Genomic DNA, 20491 nt, shown 5'->3' with positions numbered 1-20491 from the left:
AAGGCAGGAGGAATATGAAGGTTATTCAAGAAAAGTTTGGTGAATTAAACAATCAAACTGTTAATTCTTATACACTCGTTAACGACCATGGAATGGAGCTTACTTGTCTGAATTATGGTTGTATTATTACTAAAATCATCACTCCCGATCAGAACGGAAACTTTGAAAACATTGTTTTGGGATATGATACATTAGCAGAATATGTAAGTGGGAGTTATTTCTTCGGTACAGTTGTCGGACGGGTAGCCGGCCGCATAAAGGGCGGATCGTTTGAACTTGACGGGACAACCTATACCCTCGCAAAAAATGAAAACAACAACCATCTCCATGGGGGGAATAAAGGGTTCGATAAAGTGATTTGGAATGCTTCTATAAAAGAGAATGACAAAGAAGTAAGTGTTCAATTTTCCTACTTGAGCCCTGATGGTGAAGAGGGTTACCCAGGAAATGTAAATAGTAAGGTAACGTATACACTTAATAATCAGAATGAACTAACCATCCACTATTCTGGAATTTCGGATGAAAAGACATTATTAAATCTGACCAATCATTCCTATTTTAACCTAAGTGGAAATATTAAACGGGATATTCTCAATCATTCACTATCAATTAAAAGTGATAAATTCCTAGAATTAAATGATGAATTGCTTCCAACCGGAGAACTGGTTGACGTTTATGGGACACCGTTTGATTTTACTAGTGAACGATTGATTCAATCGGGGGTTGAAGCCAATCATCCGCAAAATCAATTAGCCGGCCAAGGATATGATCATCCCTTTCTATTATCATCCAACAATGACCAAGAAATTGTTCTTACAGATTCCGAGAGCGGACGTACATTGACCATTGAAACCGATGAGCCAGGAGTCGTTGTCTATTCTGGAAACCAAATGAAATCAGAAGGTGAGATCTACGGTGTTCCGTCCCGTAAATACCTTGGCATTTGTTTGGAAACACAAGGGCTGCCAGATGCCGTCCACCATCCTAACTTTCCTTCTTGGGTCTTAGAAAAAGACCAAGAGTACACATCTGTGACAAAGTATAAATTCGGAGTTGCAGCTAATAAATAGGGGGAAAAAAGTTGACGGAGCAGGAGAAACAATAATGAAAAAAATAATAACGGAAATGATGAGTTTAGCCAATAGTTGTGACTGCGGCATTCATCATAATCAGATTCCGATTGAGACTATTTTAGTAGGAAACAATGTTTTAGGGGATGCCGTTGCTTATTTGGAAAAGAAATCTTTTAAAAAAGCAATCATCATTGCAGACGATCAGACTTTTCGTGCTGCTGGGGAAGAACTAACCAAGCATCTATCAACAACAAAGGTCGGCTATTCTACCTGTTTGCTGCAGCCTGACGAGAATAATGATGTAGTGGCAGACGAAAAGTCTTTAGTACAAGCATTGTTGGAAACGTCACAAGATACGGATGTCATTATAGCCGTAGGTTCTGGAACTATCCATGATATCGCTCGCTTTACAAGTACGAAAATGAAAATTCCGTTCATTTCTGTTCCTACTGCTCCTTCCGTTGATGGATTTACATCAATGGGAGCCCCGCTAATTGTGAGAGGAATGAAGAAAACCTTTCAAATGAAGGCGCCAATTGCGGTATTTGCTGATTTAATTGTATTAAAAAATGCGCCTAAGAAAATGATTGCGGCCGGATTTGGGGATATGTTAGCCAAATATACCTCTCTTGCGGATTGGCAATTTGGGCATCTAGTTTATGGTGAACCCTATTGTCCCCTTGTTGCAACTATTACGAGAGAGGCTCTTAATCTATGTGTTGAGAAAGTGGATAAAATTGCCGCCGCTGATGAAGAAGGGATCCGCATTTTAATTGAAGCCCTTATTCAAACTGGATTAGCAATGTTACTATTTGGCCAATCCCATCCTGCTTCAGGAGGGGAGCATCACCTCTCACACTATTGGGAGATGGAATTTTTACGACAAAACCGCCCACTAGTCCTTCACGGGGCCAAGGTGGGGGTGGCGGTTGCTCTCCTGGCAGAAGTATATGAAAGAGAATTTATCCCATTTCTCTATATACTGAGAAAATTAGATGATACGATCAAAACAATTGAAGACTATAGTATCGTTCGAAATATTAAAGAAAACATTGAAGAAATTAAAGCGGTATACGCGGCTATCCCAAAAGCCTCACAACTGCGTGAACTTATCGAAAAAGTTGAAGGAGAAATACTGCCGAGCCAACTGGGGATTGACGGAAATATTGTCATGAGAAGTTTAACCGAAGCCCACCATTTAAGAGATCGTTTTACAGCGTTAAAGTTTCTAAATGGGGTAGTCAAAGTCAATCATCATGAAGAAGTGAGATAAATGAAAGAGAAAGGTGATCAAATATGTTGAAGAACGAAATATTAAATAATCCCATTGTCAAGCAGCGTGCTGATCCATGGGTCTATAAACATACGGATGGTTACTATTATTTCACGGCATCTGTACCGGAATATGACCGGATTGAAGTTAGAAGGGCTGCAACCATACAGGGGTTAGGTGAAGCAGAACCTGTCGTTGCTTGGCGAAAACATGAAGAAGGCCCAATGAGTGCCAATATTTGGGCACCTGAAATTCATTACATTGACGGAAAATGGTATATCTATTTCGCGGCTGCACGGGCAGATGAGATTTTTGATCACCGCATGTATGTTATTGAAAATGATTCCGTGAACCCTCTGGAAGGAACTTGGGTAGAAAAGGGTCAAGTGGTAACAGAGTGGGAGTCATTCTCTCTGGATGCTACGACCTTTGAGCATAAAGGGCAAAGGTACTATGTTTGGGCCCAAAGAGACCCCAAAATTGTTGGCAACTCTAATCTTTATATCGCTAAAATGGTTAATCCTTGGACGATTGAAGGGCCGCAAGTGATGATCACAAAGCCTGAATATGATTGGGAAACCATCGGCTTCTTAGTAAACGAAGGAGCGGCAGTATTAAAGAGAAATGGAAAGATCTTCATTTCCTATTCTGCAAGTGCCACAGATGACAATTATTGTATGGGTCTCCTTTCTGCAGATGAAGATAGTGATTTATTAGACCCTGCATCATGGAAAAAAACAGAAACTCCTGTATTTCAAACAAATGTAGAAAACAGTCAATATGGACCGGGCCATAACAGTTTCACAGTATCAGAAGACGGAAACCAAGATATTCTGATCTATCACGCTCGTAACTATCGGGATATTGAGGGCGATCCGTTATGGGATCCGAACCGCCACACTCGGGCACAAGTGTTTACTTGGAACGAAGATGGAACACCGAATTTTGGTGCCCCAGTCGCCGATGCAAAATAATAAACAATAGCTGACATTATGTTTGGAAGGAAGATTACGATGGTAAAAGTAACAATCGAACAGGCCAAAACAGCACAGGATCTGATTATCGAGCAGAGAGCGGATCCATGGGTCTATAAACATACGGATGGATATTATTACTATACCGCATCTGTTCCTGAATACGACCGTATCGAGGTTAGACGTTCAAAAACCATCCAGGGTATAGCGGATGCAGCACCTGTTACCGCCTGGAAAAAGCATGAAACCGGGCCATTGAGTGCTCTGATTTGGGCACCAGAAATCCATTATATCAATGGCAGCTGGTACATCTATTATGCTGCTGCACCATCAAAAGAAATTATCGATGGACTTTTTCAACATCGCATGTTTGTGATTGAAAACAAATCTGCTAACCCGTTAGAAGGTACTTGGGAAGAAAAGGGACAAATTAAAACCGATTGGGAATCATTTGCATTAGATGCGACAACTTTCGAGCATAAAGGACAGCACTATCTTGTCTGGGCTCAAAAGGACCCTAACATCCGCGGCAATTCCAATCTTTACATTGCCCCGTTAGAAAACCCTTGGACGATTAAAGGGCCGCAGGTAATGATGGCTAAACCGGAATATGATTGGGAAACGATTGGATTCTGGGTTAATGAAGGGCCAGCTGTACTAAAGAGAAATGGGAAGATTTTTGTTTCCTATTCCGGAAGTGCAACGGATGAGAATTATTGCATGGGCCTTTTGACTGCGGATGAATCAAGTGACCTGTTGGACCCAAATTCATGGAGCAAATCGGAATCACCGGTATTTAAAACCAATTATGAAGCAGGTCAATATGGTCCAGGACATAATAGTTTCACAGTTTCTGAAGATGGAAGCAAGGATATTCTTGTCTATCACGTAAGAAACTATACAGAAATTGTGGGAGATCCACTATATGATCCAAATCGCCACACTTGCGCGAAAGAGTTTACCTGGAATCCGGACGGTACTCCCAATCTAGGTTTTCCTAGTTAACTCTACTAATAATTAGATTCATATCTTTTTATGATATGAATCTTTTTCTGTAAAAATGAAGAGACCGGCTGGTCTCGTTCGAACTTTTATGATGTGAAATTTTATAAGGTGGACAGGAAAATGGCAACTTCAATTGATCAAAGAAACATGAGCTTAAGAACGATCACATGGCCTATTCTCGTAGAGTTATTCTTGCAAACGATCATGGGCAGTACCGACACCATTATGCTCTCGCATATTTCTGATCACGTGGTAGCTGCTGTTGGTGTTGCCAATCAGCTTGTCTTTTTTACGATACTGATCTTCAGTTTTACTGCAACAGGGACGGCGGTTCTTGTTTCACAATACTTAGGTGCGGGTATGAGAAAAGAAGCAAAGCAGGCATCAGCGATATCCATATCCATTAATTTGGGTATAGGATTGGCAGTTAGCTTGTTAATGGTTACGTTTAAAGGGCCGCTTTTAGCATTGTTCCACCTTAAACCGGATATTGCTGAAATAGGTTACGAATATTTATCTATTGTAGGTGGGACCTTGTTTTTGCAAGCTGTCCTCGTTACGGTTTCCTCTATTTTAAGAGCACATGGCTTTACAAGAGAGGCCATGTTTGTCTCGGTGATGATGAATGTGATTCACTTAGCTGGCAATAGTATTGTTATTTTTGGATTATTCGGATTCCCAGTGCTGGGGGTTAAGGGGGTGGCTATTTCAACTGCATTAAGCCGGGCTGCTGCTTTACTTATTGCATTTATCCTAATGTATAGAAGGCTTCCAATAGCTATAAGAAAGAAAGATTATTTTAACTTCCAACTATCACAAATTAAAAAAATCTTAAAAATTGGCATACCGGCTGCCAGCGAACAAATCAGCTATAATACGAGCCAGATGGCGATGACGGCTATTACCGCGATTATTGGAGCGGCCGCTCTTTCCACTCGAGTGTATACATGGAATATCATGTCGTTCATTATGTTATTTGGATTAGCGATGGGGCAGGGAACGCAAATTCTGATTGGATATCGAGTAGGAGCAGGAGATTTTGAAGGTGCCTACCGGCAATTATTAAAAAGTTTAAAATCTAGCTTTATTATTACCATTTTCATCTCAATTATAGTTGCTATTTTTAGAGAAGATATTATGCGCATCTTTACGAGTGATAAAGAAATTATCCATACCGGTGGTAAGTTATTGCTATTGTGTTTGATACTTGAACCGGGCCGGACCTTTAACATCTTGGTCGTCAACTCACTCCGCGCAACCGGTGATGCCGCTTTTTCAGTGAAAATAGGCGTGCTATCCATGTGGGGGATTGCTGTACCCATTTCTTATTTATTAGGGATTCATATGGGATTGGGCTTGGCTGGGATTTGGATTGCCTTTATCGTCGATGAATGGGAACGAGGCATTGTCATGTATTTCAGGTGGAGAAGCCGGGCATGGGAGAAAAAAATATTGGTTGTTAATTCAAAAACGATAACGGCTGGTTAATATCAATGAGCATAAGGGGACTTGAATAATGAAATATCGCAGACTTGGAAACAGCGGTTTAAAGGTTAGTGAAATTGGTTTAGGAAGCTGGTTAACATATGGGAAGGCTGTCACGGACAATACGGCATACGACTGCATCCATAAAGCATATGAACTTGGTATTAATTTTTTTGATACAGCGAATGCCTACGAAGGCGGGAAAGCAGAAGAGGTCCTTGGGGAAGCACTAAAAGTGTATTCAAGGAGCAGTTATGTAGTCGCCACAAAGCTATTCTTCCCAATGGGAGATCGGCCAAATGAGCGCGGATTATCAAGGAAGCATATCGTTGAACAATGTGACGCCAGTCTTAAGCGGCTCGGCCTGGACTATATTGATTTGTACCAATGTCATCGCTTTGATCCAGAGGTGCCAGTAGAGGAAACACTATATGCATTAGATGATTTAATCAGGCAAGGGAAAATATTATATGCGGGCGTCAGTGAATGGAGTGCTGCCCAAATTGAAAACGCGGTGGGACTCGGTAAGGCCAATCACTTACGGCCGATTATCTCCAATCAGCCAATCTATAACATGTTTGAGAGATATATAGAAAAGGAAGTCCTGCCGGTTTGTACGGAAAAAGGAATCGGCCAAATTGTCTTTTCGCCGTTAGCCCAAGGGGTTTTAACAGGAAAGTATAAACCTAATACGGAGAAGCCTGAGGACAGCCGGGCAGCGAATGATTCGACTAACTGGGTGATTAATAGTTATTTTAGAAATGATGTTTTAGAATGTGTTCAGCAATTGAATGGCGTGGCTGAGGAGTTAGGTGTAACGTTGAGTCAGCTGGCACTTGCCTGGATTCTTCGACACCCTAGTATTAGTTCGGCTATTATTGGGGCCAGCCGTCCTGAGCAAGTGGTGGAGAATGTTAAAGCAGTGGATGTGGTATTAACTCAGGATGTTTTGGGTGAGATTGAAAACATACTAGAACAGGTAAAAGATTTTGCACCGTTAAGGTAAAGCCACGGCTCACTATCTATTTGCGGGAGTTCTATAAGACAAAATCAATGAGAACTCTATTTAATTTGTCCGATAGAAAGGTCTATTGAACAAAACCTTGGGGAATCTAGAAAAACTGTCCAATAGCAGGCTTCTATAAGACAAACTCAATAGGTCCACCAGATAATTTGTCCAATAGAAAGAGTCTATTGGACAAAACCGTGGGGAATCTAGAAAAACTGTCCAATAGCAGGCTTCTATAAGACAGACTCAATAGGTCCACCAGATAATTTGTCCAATAGAAAGAGTCTATTGGACAAAACCGTGGGGAATCTAGAAAAACTGTCCAATAGCGGGCTTCTATAAGACAAAATCAATAGGTCCACCAGATAATTTGTCCAATAGAAAGAGTCTATTAGACAAAACCGTGGAAAATCTAGAAAAACTGTCCAATAGCAGGCTTCTATAAGACAAAGTCAATAGGTCCACCAGATAATTTGTCCAATAGAAAGAGTCTATTAGACAAAACCGTGTAAAATCTAGAAAAACTGTCCAATAGCAGGCTTCTATTAGACAATCCAATAGCCCCCCAAAGTAATTTGTCCAATAGAAAAAGGCCTCAATGTAATAAGAAAAATAAAAAAGGAAAATAGGTGAAATATATGGCAGCCATTTATAAGAGTAATCAGGAATTAATCAATGAGGTAAGCCAAACAAAAATTTATGGAGAATCGATTTCCTTTTGGAATTTAGGACAGGCAGGTATCCTCCTAAAGGGAACAGAAGAGGATGGGCTAATTTGTATTGATCCTTATTTAAGCGGGAGTATTGAAGAACGGGATCCGGAGACTGAATTTAAAAGAGCCTTTCCACCGGTTGTTGCCCCGGAAATGCTTCAAGACTTAGACGGTGTTTTAGTTACACATGGACACGATGATCATTTAGATCTTTTTAGCATTAAAGAGATTGCAAGAGCCTCTGACTCCTTGTTTGCAATCCCCGCACCGCTCATCTCATTAGTCCAAGAGCATGTGGAAAATAAATATATACTTGCAGCTAAAGATGGTGAATCCTTTACTATTAAAGGCTTTAAAATTACCCCTATTCCTGCGGCCCATACGGAATATGAAAAGGATTCGGTAGGAAACCATGCATTTTTAGGCTATTTGATAGAGGTTAACGGAATTCGGCTATTTCACAGCGGGGATACAGTAGTTACACCTGAGTTGATTGAGAAAGTAAAAATGTTTAAACCACATGTTGCTTTCTTGCCAATCAATGGTGGGGACTATTTCCGCACGGCACGAGGAATTGTCGGAAACATGAGTTCTAGGGAAGCAGCGGACTTTTCGGCTGCGGTTGGGGTAGACCTGATGGTTCCGATTCATTATGACCTGTTTCCAAATAACCGCGACAATCCTGCTCATTTTGTCGATTACCTATTCCATCAATATCCAAATCAAAAATTTCATATGATGGTTCCTGGTGAAAGATTTATCTATCATAAATAAAGGGCATGCAGACATCTGCATGTTTTTTTAGATTACCTAAATAAATTTCGAGTCCTATATTGAAAACATAGGAAATTAGTAGTATGTTATAATTGTTAATAAATTTATTAATGATTATTAAGGTGGCACAACTACATGAATTTAGATATATCTGAACAATCACTTCCAGTTTTTGAGGCTCTTGCCAGTAAGGTAAGGATGAAAATTATTCACCTTTTGGCGGAACAGCCTCGAAATGTAAAGGAACTCGCCCAAAGCTTAGAGCTCACCAGCGCAATCATGACCATGCATGTAAAGAAATTAGAGAAAGCGGGAATCATCCAGTCGGAATTAGTCTCTGGTAGAGGCGGATTGCAAAAAAAGTGCTATCTTGTGACTGAAAAAATGGAAGTATTGTTTCCTACAAAGGAACGTGAACTTAAGAAATTTCATGAAACAGAAGTGTCAGTTGGTCACTATACTGATTTTTCCATCGAACCAACCTGTGGAATTGCCACCACGGACACCATTATTGGAGAATTTGATGATCCAAGATATTTTCTCTATCCTAATAGAATGAATGCCAAGATCTTGTGGTTTGGGAAAGGGTACGTGGAATATAAGATGCCAAACTTTCTGCTGGGCAATCAAGACCCAAGCGAACTGGAAATATCTTTAGAGCTCTCATCTGAGGCTCCTTTTACGAACAGTAATTGGCCATCCGATATCCATTTTTACCTAAATAATGTGCTATTAGGGAAATGGACGAGTCCTGGCGATTTTGGTGATAGCAGAGGAAATTTCACCCCTGACTGGTGGCCGAGTGAAATTAATCAGTATGGTTTGCTTAAAAGGCTTCGAATTACTCCAGAGGGAACCTATATTGATGGACTCAAGATATCAGATGTCAGTCTGGATGATGTTAGTATTCGTGAGAAACAATGGACGTTCCGGATTGCCGTTCTGGAAGAGAGTCAAAATGTTGGTGGAGTCACTCTATTCGGAACAGGATTTGGCAATTATAATCAGGATATTCTTTTCCGTCTCTATTACCATGATAGTGAATTATCCAAAGAAGAAACCGAAAAACTCTCCTATCAATAAAAAAATCGTATGGATCCTGGATATCCATACGACTTTTTTTTGAAAAACTATTGAGCTAATTGAGCCACTTGAGCAGGAGTTAGGGCGCCATTATAGATTTTTAATTCATCCATTAATCCCTTGAATGGGGGATCCCACCAGTTAACTCCTAGGCTGAAGCTGGCATTGTTAGTTGTAAAAATATTCGAAAAGTTGGTACCTGAGAACTTTTCCACACCGTTCACGTACACCTTAATCGTACCATTATCAACGGTAAACGCTAAATGAGTCCATTCGCCATTCTTAATCGTTAACCCTGAAGGGGCATCGTACCATTTACCACTGCCCGACCAGACCATCGTGTTCCCGCCAGCAGGACCATTCGGAACAAGGCTGACCCAGTTATTTGGGTCTGCAGCACCAAAGAATGTAGTGGTATACATCGTTAGTTGTTCAGGTTTTAACCATAGCGATACAGAATATTTGTTACTTGAAATCAGTCCATTCGGTAAACGAATACCAGAGGCGCCATTAAAGACGGCCGCTTCTCCGCTTTTTCCGTTAGCATAAGAAATCGCCCCGCCTGTATTATCAATGCGATTACCAGTCATGTTTCCTGGCCCAAATGTACCTGTTTTCTCATTCAGATTATTTTCAAACGAGTATTGAGCTGCTAAACCAGCCTCTTCATATGGCAGGACAGTAATCGTAAACACCTTTTTGTCTGTTACATCCCCTTTAGTGATTGTAGCAGTAAGGGTTGCATGAGCAGATTCCGAACCTGCTTCCGGCCGTGTAATAACCCCTGTATTCGTTACAACATCGGCATTTGAAGTTTCCCAAGAAATCAAAGTATGACGAGTTCCTTCCGTTGGCAGTGTTAAATTGGAAATAACCTTTTCCGTATCACCAAGATTGAGGTCTTTAACGACTGCTGCAACAACTTCCTGATCTGTTTTATCGGCTAGTCTACTTCCCCAAACAGAAATTCCTTCGTTTGAAAGGGCGGTAAATGTCATCACATTGCTTTTTGAAACAGGATCCCACTCACGGACAAATACTCCGTTATAGGTGGTATTGCCATCAATGGTTATTTCGGCTTGGTTATGGCTGGTTTTCTTCCATGAACCAGTTACATCGCCAGTAATGGTGCCATCCTCATTTAATCGGATGTAAACAGATTTATTAATCGCAGCTGAATAATCTTTTCCTTGGTTAATAAATTGATAGTCGCCAATTAGGTCTTGTCTATTCACCTTGTCTAACGTTTCACCTGTATAGCGGTACGGTGCAACCACTGGCCAGCCGTCTTTATTCATAAACATCTGGTGAACACGAAGTTCATGATATTCTCCTGACTGTGGAAAACGGCTGTGGAAAACCAAGAACTGCTGCCCCGTTTTCGGATCTAAGTAAACAGAGTTGTGTCCTGGAGAAAGATAACCAACACCGATTCCTGTTCCAGGGTCGCCAACTTTCCGTTCAAATAAGAAATTCCCCATGATTTTATTTCCATAAGGAGTATTAGGGACATCACTTGGTAAAACGGCATTTTGACCTGAAGCATCTACATAAGGGCCATCTGGGCTCTTAGAACGGAATTGTCTCATGTTGTAGCCGCCGTCAGCCCCTAACCAACCATACGTGACATATAAATAATAGTAGTCAGTGTTCTTATCATAAATCACATAAGGTCCTTCACCGGATTTATAATATCCGCCGGCAATTTTTGTGCCAAAATAACGGTCAACTAGACGTCCGTCTGCCGTTTTTCCGTCCTTGCCAGGATAGATGGCCTTACCTGTTTTTTCATCAATCTGCAAGACATAAATGCCGCCAGACCAAGACCCATAAGTCATCCACAGTTTTCCATCTTTATCATAGAAGACAGTAGAGTCAATGGCATTTGGGAAGTTGTAATTGTTGAAAGAGCCATCCTTATTAAACCAGCCATCTCTTGGACCTGCTAACGTACCGTTATCGACAAGTGGTCCGATGTTTGTATTGGTCCATTTTTTATTAACGTTACTGTTGGCATCCTTCGCATCATTTTTGGTAAAACCAGAATAGACGATCGTGTCAACATATTTATAAGGACCTTCAATATTTTGTGATACGGCAAAACCAATCGCAGAACGGATATACGTTGAGGAGGCACTATAATAAATCATATAGGCACCTTTTGTTCCGTCAGCATTGATATAGTTTTTGTTATAGAAAACATCCGGGGCCCAAACCGCAAACCCGCCTTTACTGTCAGAATCGTTTTCCCCGGCCCATTTAAAAGAACCAGCAAGATTCTTTGATAAATCACCATATATCGCATTATTAGGTGTTGTATAGCCATTCGTAAAGGTTTGCCAGTGAATCAAATCAGTTGATTTGGCAGCCTCAATGTGGGAACCGAACACATAAAACGTGTCACCATCTTTTACAATGGATGGGTCATGGACAGATACATTTTGGAAATTTGGATCCACACCTGGATATTCAAGGCGTGGTTTATTGCTGTTTTCACTAGGCTGGGAATTGGAAGAATTTGTCTCCCCAAATACAGCACTTGGGATAATCAATAGGAGTGTTAAGAACATAAATGCAAACTTTTGAACTATGCGTTTACTCATTAGAATTTCTCCTCTCTTTATGTAACGGTAAGAAATACAAATCCACGCTTCTAAAAATCACCACCTAATTGATATTTGATTATACGCTTTCAATATCAATATTAACAAAAATACTAATAGATTAATAGTAATATAAATAAGTAAAATGCCCATGGGTATTTTATCTTGTTTCAAATAAAAAACTGGATAATCTATTTTGTGAAACTAGGAAAAGTTATAGAAATACCCGTAGTAAAGTCTTCTTTTTAAGAAGTATATTTGTTAATATTAATATTAATTAAGTAAGTAGTTTATTGACGATAAGAAAGGGGAAACATCATGGTTAAAATAGAACAATTTGGCGGCGTTAACTTTAATGAAATAGATTGGAAATTGCAAGGAGACTTATGGGCACATGATCCGGTCATAGCAATGGAAGATTCGCGTTGGTATGTCTTTCATACAGGAAGCGGCATTCAAATGAAATCCTCAGAGGATGGCGTGAAATGGAAACAAGTCGGCCCTATTTTTCCTTCTTTGCCAGAGTGGTCAAAAGAGTATGTACCAGAAAAAGACGAAGATAGTATTTGGGCACCGGATATTTATTTCCATAATGGTGTTTATTATATTTATTACTCTGTGTCTACCTTTGGAAAAAATACTTCGGCCATCGGTTTGGTAACGAATACAACACTTAACCCTGAGAATCCAGCATACGAGTGGAAAGACAGAGGGCATGTGATCCATTCGACTGAATCAGATGATTATAATTGTATTGATGCCAATTTAATCTTTGACGAAGACGGCCAGCCATGGTTGAATTTTGGCTCCTTTTGGTCCGGCATTAAGCTACTTAAATTAGATCCTGAAACCATGAAGCCGGCTGAAAATGCCGAACTACTGTCCATTTCTAGCAAAACGGAACAGCCGAATACCATTGAAGCTCCGTTTATTGTCTATCGAGAAGGTTATTACTATCAGTTTGTATCCTTTGATTTTTGCTGCCGCGGCATTGAAAGTACCTACAAAATTGTGGTGGGAAGGGCGAAGACTATTACCGGGCCTTATTACGACAAAGATGGGGTTTCAATGATGAAAGGAGGAGGAACGTTGATTGATGCAGGAGATGACCGCTGGATTGGTCCTGGTCACTGTGCTGTTTACTTTTCTGGAGACTCTAGTCTGCTTGTTAATCACGCGTACGATGCCTTGAAAAAAGGCAAGCCTACATTACAAATTAGACCACTATTTTGGGGCGAAGATGGGTGGCCGCATATTTAGGTTATGAAGAAACTCTCTAAAGAATCCTTTAGGGAGTTTTTTTAATAATAATAATACTAAAAAGTAATAAATACGTAGACCGCTATTTTTAGAGTGTATCTAGTAGTTACAAACAGTACCTAACACTGTTCTCTTTTTATTTTTAGAAAATGTTTGAATATTGTTGAAAATTGAAAATAGCTTTACTATAATGAAATTAGTAATTTCCAAATAAAAAATCAAATTTCCTATTTGGAAATAAAAGAATGGAGGTCTATCATTAAAAAGACAAATACGCTTTAGAGCATGCCGTGTTTACTGATTACAATCCATTCCTAGTGAGAGAAGTAGAAACGATGCTGAACAATGATTCAGCAAAAATCACCTGATAAAGAGGAGAGATACTAATGGAAACACGTTATACGCATAGCCCGGAAGATATTCGAAATTACTCAACAGAACAACTGAGAAAAGAGTTTTTAGTGGAGAAAATTTTTTCACCAGGAGAAGTTATTTTAACCTATACACATAATGATCGAATGATCTTTGGCGGGGTAACCCCAACAGATCAACCATTAACCATCGAACTTTCAACTGAATTAGGTGTTTCATACTTCTTAGAACGCCGTGAATTAGGTGTTATCAATATTGGCGGGCCTGGTTCCATCATCATCGAAGGAACAGAGGATTTAATGAAAAAACAAGATGGCTATTACATAGGAAAAGAAACAAAAGAACTTCAATTTAAATCGGATGACTCGGCTAATCCAGCTAAATTTTATGTTGTATCTGTACCGGCACATCAAAAATATCCAAATGTGAAAATCAGCATAGATAAAATCGAACCAAAAGTGACAGGTGAATCAGCTACTTTAAACCATCGTTCCATCTATCAATATATTCATCCAAATGTATGTGAAAGCTGCCAGCTTCAATTGGGCTATACCATTTTATCTCCTGGCAGTGCTTGGAACACCATGCCATGCCATACGCATGAACGCCGCATGGAGACCTATCTGTATTTTGATATGAAAGAAGATACACGTGTATTCCATTTCATGGGGAAACCGGATGAAACAAAACACTTGGTAGTTGCCAATGAACAAGCTTGTATTTCTCCAAGCTGGTCCATCCATTCTGGAGTTGGCTCAAGTGACTATACCTTTATTTGGGCAATGTGCGGCGAAAATATTACCTATGAAGATATGGACAATGTCCCAATGCAAGCGTTGAAGTAATTTCTACTCTTCTACTATATTATCGAATTTTTGGTTATTAAACAGATGGAGGAATATAGAATGACACTTGATTTACAACAATTTTCATTAGATTATTTCAAACTTGATGGCAAAGTAGCGATTGTGACCGGTGGCAGCACCGGCCTTGGCCAAGGCTTTGCCGTTGCCTTAGCTAAAGCCGGCGCAGATTTGTTTATTACCACTCATCATACTGGGTCGGAAGAAACCAAAAAACTAATTGAAGCAGAAGGCCGCCGCGTGGAATTTTTCCAAGGTGATTTATCAAACCGTGAAACGATTAAAGCAGTGGTAGCCAAATGCTTAGACGTATATGGGAAAATTGATATTTTAGTAAACAATGCCGGGACCATCCGCCGCTCGCCATTAGTAGAGTATAAAGAAGAAGATTGGGATGCAGTCATCAATCTTAACTTAACTTCTGTTTACTTATTAAGCCAAGAGGTGGCAAAGGTCATGGTAGAACAGAAGAGTGGAAAAATTATTAATGTCGCTTCTATGCTTTCCTTTCAAGGCGGGAAATTTGTCCCATCTTACACTGCGAGCAAACATGCGGTAGCTGGGTTAACCAAATCATTTGCCAATGAATTGGCTGTACATGGCATACAAACAAACGCGATAGCTCCAGGGTATGTAGAAACAAATAATACAGCGCCAATTATTCAAGATAATAAGCGCAGAGCTGAAATTACCTCACGTATACCTGCTGAACGATGGGCCTCTCCTGCAGATTTACAAGGTGTTATTGTCTTCTTGGCAAGTAAAGCATCAGATTATATGAACGGAGCGATTGTACCAGTTGATGGCGGTTGGTTAGTACGGTAATAACGGTAGCAAACAAAATTTTTAATAAGATTTGAGGGGAATCTAGTTCTAATTAAAAGAGAGGGGAGGATTAATGGTGGAGAAAGAAAAACAGCCATATGGTACCGTTCTGATCAAAGCTGCTGGCATTCTTGATTTTTTATCCTCAAAGAAAGAGCCGCAGGCACTGAATATCATTGCACAAGAAACTGGATTAACAAGCTCAACGGCCTTAAAAATATTAGATACACTCCTTTTAATCGGATATGTAAAGAAACATGCTGAGACAAAAAAATTTGAGCTTGGCAGCGGCTTAATAAAATATGCACACCAGTACCTTTCAAATCTGGACATTTCTAAAATAGCGTATCCCTATTTAAAGGAAATGCAATTGCATTTGGATGAGACAGTCCATTTGGGTATTCTTGAAGGTGACGAGATTCTTACTGTTAATAAATTGGAATCTCAAAAATCAATCGTTTGTACGAATTCAAAAATAGGTTTAACAAAGCAGCTTTATTGTACTGCAATGGGTAAAGCGGTCCTTGCAGAATTACCAGAAAATGAAGTAATCGATTATTTAAACCGTGTTGAGCTACAAGCAATTACGGAAAACACGATTACCAATCCAAATGAGTTATTGATGCAACTAAAGGAAATAAAAAGAAATGGGTATGCGATTGATGACAATGAAGCGGAGACAGAAGTGTACTGTTTGGGAGTTTCCCTTTATTTAAATGAGTATACCTATGGAGCCTTTAGTGTAAGTGTTCCTTCGTATCGTATTACACCTGAAGTAAAAGAGGATATTGTCCAAAAACTTTTGAAAACGAAGGATAGTATTTTGCGAGAATTACAGCAAAAGTATGTCTTTATTTAAGAAGAAGGAGACAGTTGGAACCGTCCCCTTCCATAACCTAAATTGCCCAATCCTTATGAAAGAAATTTGGAACAATAGTACATCTGTTTGATGCCATCAATATTTCATTAGGTCAGAGACATTCATAAAGTCATTTAGAAAACTCACTAAAGGATTCTTTAGTGAGTTTCTTTTACTATTTTATTAATAAAATTACAAAAGTATTAATAAATGTGTTGACCGGTTTCATAGAAAACGCTATCATAAAAATATCATCATTAACATTTAGTTATGATAGTTAATATTTTCATTAACCATACTACTCTACGAATCTACATAATTTAATCCATCGCTTCAATGTCTTTTCATAATCGTTAACGTACACAATCTTTCCTAAACTAGATAATCGTATTCTATTAATAACTAATTGAAAACGTGTTCCTCATTTCGTTAACGTACACGAACAATAAATCCTTATAAAATCTACATGTTTTTAAACTTACATTGTTGTATTGCGTGAACGCATAATGTTTTCTTTTAATTCGTGTACGTTCACGTTACATAAACTTTCATCTCTAAAGGGGTGACAGAAAATAGGATTTAGGCTTTTTTAAGGATAAGTTTTTTCAAAAAATGAAAAAATGGGGGAATCCACATGAAAAAGAAGAAGGTATTAACTAGTATTCTAGCACTATCGTTATCCGTTTCCGTATTAGCTGCTTGCTCGAATGATAAAGAATCTAGCGGAACCGCATCAGGAAGCGGCAAGACAAAGGATGGAAAGGTACAATTAACGGCACTTATTACAAAACACCCGTTAACACAAGATCTTTCAAAAATGGAATGGTTAAAGGAAGCAGAAAAACGTGCTGGGGTAGAAATTAAGTGGGAGCAGGTTACGGCGGACTGGGATCAGAAGAAGGGAACTTTACTTGCCAGCGGCGATATTCCTGACTTGATTGTAGGACCAAACGCCATTACTGATGCAGACTTTGTCCAGTACAATGGACTATTTGAGGATTTATCTGATGATATGAAAAATCTTCCGAATGTTGAGAAAATGTTTGAAGAAAAACCGGAAACAAAAGGAATTGCCACGCAGCTGGATGGAAATATCTACGGTCTTCCTAAGTATCAAAGATATTGGCCGGCTACTGCAACCAGGATGTTTATCAACCAAAAATGGTTGGACAAAGTGGGCATGAAGATGCCAACAACATGGGATGAATTATATGATGTCTTGATAGCGTTTAAGGAAAAGGATCCGAACGGCAATGGAAAACAAGATGAAATTCCAATGGACTTTGGAGCGTCATATAGCGGTTTCTTTACCCCTTCTATGCTCCTTGGAAGTGAAGGGATTACGTTAACAGACGCAGCTCCTTTTGGTTACTTTGTTGAAAATGGCAAGGTTAAAAACTTCCTTCAAGATGAACGATATAAAGAATTGATTGAATTTTTACACAAATGCTACGCCGCAGGATTAATTAACAAGGAAGTATTTACTCAGGACTATACGAAATTCCAATCAGTTGCCCGCGGAACAGGGGATGTTGCAAAGGTTGGATTTAGTTGGGGCTGGGAAGTGACAGACCGATTTGGCAACCAATTGGCGCCACAGTATACTTCAATGCCACAACTAAAAGTATCTGCTGATTCTACTTCAAAATTATCTTGGGATTATGATTATAATGGATTAAACTATGGGGCTAACATGGTTACTGTGTCTGCGAAAAGTCAACATAAAGATGCTGTATTGAAGTTTATCAATGAGTTATATGATCCAAAGGTGAGTATGCAGGTATTATTTGGTTCATTAGGCACCAATATAGCGGACAATGGGGACGGCACTTACAAAGTATTACCACCTCAAGATTCGAAAATGGATCCTGGTACTTGGAAATGGACTTCTACTTGGGCTGATAACGGACCGATGTATATTTCGGATGATTTGAAACTAACCCTTGGTACTGATATGCAATCTGTAGGTAAACAAACGGAACCTCTAGATCCTGTTTTAAATTCAGTCGATAAGAAGAAAGACCTTTTACCAAGTATGTTTATGAAATACAGCAAAGAGGACAATTCCAAATTAAGTCTAAATAATACGAACCTTGATACCTTAGCAAAAGCTAAATTTTCACAGTGGATCACTAAAGGCGGTATTGACAAAGAATGGGATAGCTATTTGAAAAATGTTAAGAAAACAGGTTTAGAAGACAATCTTAAAATTATGCAAAAATACTACGACAAATATATGAGCAGCCAAAAGTAACCATTTATACGAAGATGCTAGATCACCATAGAGTGGTGTAGCATCTTTTAAAATAGAGGAGGTATCATTTTTGTGGCCTTTTTGAATCCCGAAACCAAGAAAATCAGTGGAAATATGCCAAGTGTACCAAGTGCACAGTTATCTAGGAAATCAATTTTACTGAATGCCTTAAAAAGAGACTATCAATTATGGATAATGATCCTGCCGGCTATTGCTGTCATCATTATCTTTAACTATATTCCCATGTATGGAATCCAGCTAGCCTTCCGTGATTATGATTTTTCAAAGGGACTTACGGGAGGAGAGTGGCGGGGATTTTATTATTTCGACCAATTCATCCATAATTATGCGTTCAAGGATTTAATGACGAACACTGTCTTTATTAGTTTAGCATCGATTATCCTGGGGTTTCCTGCCCCGATTATTTTGGCTCTGATTATTAATCAGGTTGTATTGAAGAAATCAAAGAAAACCTTACAAACTACTGTATACCTGCCGCACTTTATCTCAACCGTTGTAATGGTAGGTTTGTTAAATGTTCTTTTGTCTCCCAATACTGGTATTATTGGACATTTAATGAATTCAATCGGCCTTGGTGATGTTGATTTATTAGGGTCAACTAAGGCATTTATTCCTGTCTATGTCATTTCTGATATATGGCAGCATTGCGGCTGGAACAGCATTATTTATTTAGCAGCCCTTTCAAGTGTTGATCCTCAATTATATGACTCTGCTAAAATTGATGGAGCCAGCAGATGGCAAACGATTCGATATGTAGATTTGCCTGCTATCGTTCCAACGATGATCATCCTTTTTATTCTAAGTATGGGGAATGTTCTAAACACAGGATTCGAAAAGGTCTTTTTAATGCAAAACCCATTGAACCTTCCTGTATCTGAGGTTATTGCAACCTACGTATATAAGATTGGAATTGTTTCTAACCAATTTAGTTACTCCGCAGCCATTGGTTTATTCAATACACTTATTAATTTTATTTTCTTAATAGGCATGAATTTTATTGCCAAGAGGTTCTCCAATATCAGCCTGTGGTAAACGTTTAATTCGTTTCAAGAATTTGAGCCTAATTGGAAATCATCAACTTGCGAACGAACCCCAGTAAGGAGGAAAAGTCATGAGGATTTTTAAAAAAGGGAAATCCACTTCTGATATCATTTTTGATTCTATCATCTTTGTATTATGTGTTTGTGTGTTTTTAATTATTGCCTATCCGTTATATTTTGTGGTGATTGCCTCTGTCAGTGATTCTACTCTTGTTTCAACTGGTCAAGTTACCCTTTTTCCAAAGGGTTTTAGTTTGTTTGGATATAAGGAAATTTTTCATGATTCAAGAATTTGGGTGGGTTACAAGAATACGATTATTTACACCGTACTAGGGACGCTTGTTAATTTATTGTTTACCCTGCCAGCTGCCTATGTTCTATCAAGGCAGGAGTTTAAAGCAAGACGTGTCATCATGTTTATCTTTATCATTACCATGTTTTTCAATGGAGGATTAATTCCAACTTATTTGTTAATGAAAGACTTACATATGACAAATACGATGTGGGTGTTTATCATTCCGTTCTCCGTGAATGTATTCAACCTTATTATTACACGAACGTTTTTTGAATCTTCGCTGCCAAAAGAGCTGTTTGAGGCCGCTCAAATGGATGGGTGCACCCATTTTCAATTTTTTGGAAGGGTTGCCTTGCCTCTATCAAAAGCAGTAATATCAGTTGTCGGACTTTATTATTTAGTTGGGCATTGGAATGACTTCTTTACTGGACTTGTGTATATCCGTGATTACAGTTTGCAGCCGCTTCAAATTGTCCTTAGAGATATTCTTGTCTCTAACCAAGTCTTCTCTGAAGGGGCAGGATCTGGCGGGGCTGCAGGGGGATACGCCCAAAAATATGCAGACCAAGTGAAATATGCAGTTATTATTGTCTCTACATTACCTATTTTAATTGTTTATCCATTTATTCAAAAATACTTTGAAAAGGGCGTTATGATTGGCTCAGTAAAAGGATAGATTCAAATGTTTCAAGTGATAGGTACAAAACGCA

The 20491-nt window shown here is 39.1% G+C and carries 16 protein-coding genes; 15 read left to right on the top strand and 1 reads right to left on the bottom strand.

All coding sequences use genetic code 11. The annotated features are described in order from the left end of the window. Positions 1–14 precede the first annotated feature (14 nt). The 8 genes from L1999_RS24100 to L1999_RS24065 all read left to right on the top strand — a co-directional run bounded on the left by L1999_RS24100 (position 15) and on the right by L1999_RS24065 (position 9389). The gene (locus tag L1999_RS24100) at positions 15–1070 is read left to right on the top strand and encodes an aldose epimerase family protein (RefSeq protein WP_235740836.1); all 1056 of its coding nucleotides are present in this window, start codon (positions 15–17) and stop codon (positions 1068–1070) included. Positions 1071–1104: 34 nt separating this feature from the next. Further along, entirely contained in the window at positions 1105–2346 is a 1242-nt protein-coding gene (locus L1999_RS24095) for a sn-glycerol-1-phosphate dehydrogenase (protein WP_235740835.1), read from the top strand. A gap of 23 nt (positions 2347–2369) precedes the next feature. Next, positions 2370–3320: a glycoside hydrolase family 43 protein gene (locus L1999_RS24090; RefSeq protein ID WP_235740834.1), complete on the top strand. Its 951-nt coding sequence runs from the start codon at positions 2370–2372 to the stop codon at positions 3318–3320. A gap of 39 nt (positions 3321–3359) precedes the next feature. Then, complete coding sequence (locus L1999_RS24085) at positions 3360–4325, top strand: glycoside hydrolase family 43 protein (protein ID WP_235740833.1); 966 nt, start codon at positions 3360–3362, stop codon at positions 4323–4325. Positions 4326–4445: 120 nt separating this feature from the next. After that, positions 4446–5813, top strand: coding sequence for an MATE family efflux transporter (locus L1999_RS24080; RefSeq protein WP_235740832.1), 1368 nt, complete (start codon positions 4446–4448; stop codon positions 5811–5813). A gap of 28 nt (positions 5814–5841) precedes the next feature. After that, the gene (locus L1999_RS24075) at positions 5842–6816 is read left to right on the top strand and encodes an aldo/keto reductase family protein (protein WP_235740831.1); all 975 of its coding nucleotides are present in this window, start codon (positions 5842–5844) and stop codon (positions 6814–6816) included. A 641-nt stretch (positions 6817–7457) separates the two neighbouring features. Further along, the gene (locus tag L1999_RS24070; protein WP_235740830.1) at positions 7458–8306 is read left to right on the top strand and encodes an MBL fold metallo-hydrolase; all 849 of its coding nucleotides are present in this window, start codon (positions 7458–7460) and stop codon (positions 8304–8306) included. A gap of 135 nt (positions 8307–8441) precedes the next feature. Then, positions 8442–9389 (top strand): ArsR/SmtB family transcription factor, encoded by a 948-nt coding sequence (locus L1999_RS24065; protein ID WP_235740829.1) that lies wholly within the window; start codon positions 8442–8444, stop codon positions 9387–9389. Between the two features lie 47 nt (positions 9390–9436). Here L1999_RS24065 and L1999_RS24060 read toward each other — a convergent pair whose 3' ends face one another. Further along, positions 9437–11992, bottom strand: a complete 2556-nt coding sequence (locus L1999_RS24060; RefSeq protein ID WP_235740828.1) for a LamG-like jellyroll fold domain-containing protein — start codon at positions 11990–11992, stop codon at positions 9437–9439. A 318-nt stretch (positions 11993–12310) separates the two neighbouring features. Here L1999_RS24060 and L1999_RS24055 point away from each other — a divergent pair, with 318 nt between their 5' ends. The 7 genes from L1999_RS24055 (at position 12311) to L1999_RS24025 (ending at position 20457) form a co-directional block, all read left to right on the top strand. Beyond that, positions 12311–13252, top strand: coding sequence for a family 43 glycosylhydrolase (locus L1999_RS24055; protein WP_235740827.1), 942 nt, complete (start codon positions 12311–12313; stop codon positions 13250–13252). A 386-nt stretch (positions 13253–13638) separates the two neighbouring features. Beyond that, positions 13639–14469 carry a 5-dehydro-4-deoxy-D-glucuronate isomerase gene (gene kduI, locus L1999_RS24050; protein WP_235740826.1) on the top strand — a complete coding sequence of 277 codons (831 nt, stop codon included), beginning with the start codon at positions 13639–13641 and terminating at the stop codon, positions 14467–14469. 60 nt (positions 14470–14529) lie between these two features. Further along, positions 14530–15312, top strand: a complete 783-nt coding sequence (kduD, locus tag L1999_RS24045; protein ID WP_235740825.1) for a 2-dehydro-3-deoxy-D-gluconate 5-dehydrogenase KduD — start codon at positions 14530–14532, stop codon at positions 15310–15312. Positions 15313–15385: 73 nt separating this feature from the next. Continuing rightward, a complete protein-coding gene (locus L1999_RS24040) occupies positions 15386–16171 on the top strand; it encodes an IclR family transcriptional regulator (RefSeq protein WP_235740824.1) in 786 nt (261 codons plus the stop codon). Between the two features lie 634 nt (positions 16172–16805). Further along, positions 16806–18425 carry an extracellular solute-binding protein gene (locus L1999_RS24035; protein ID WP_235740823.1) on the top strand — a complete coding sequence of 540 codons (1620 nt, stop codon included), beginning with the start codon at positions 16806–16808 and terminating at the stop codon, positions 18423–18425. Positions 18426–18539: 114 nt separating this feature from the next. Continuing rightward, entirely contained in the window at positions 18540–19478 is a 939-nt protein-coding gene (locus L1999_RS24030) for an ABC transporter permease (RefSeq protein ID WP_235744450.1), read from the top strand. Between the two features lie 79 nt (positions 19479–19557). Then, positions 19558–20457 carry a carbohydrate ABC transporter permease gene (locus L1999_RS24025; RefSeq protein WP_235740822.1) on the top strand — a complete coding sequence of 300 codons (900 nt, stop codon included), beginning with the start codon at positions 19558–19560 and terminating at the stop codon, positions 20455–20457. Positions 20458–20491: the final 34 nt, after the last annotated feature.

This window comes from Neobacillus drentensis (genome assembly GCF_021560175.1).
Classification (GTDB): domain Bacteria; phylum Bacillota; class Bacilli; order Bacillales; family Cytobacillaceae; genus Neobacillus; species Neobacillus drentensis_A.
This window is presented reverse-complemented; position numbering and strand designations above follow the sequence as displayed.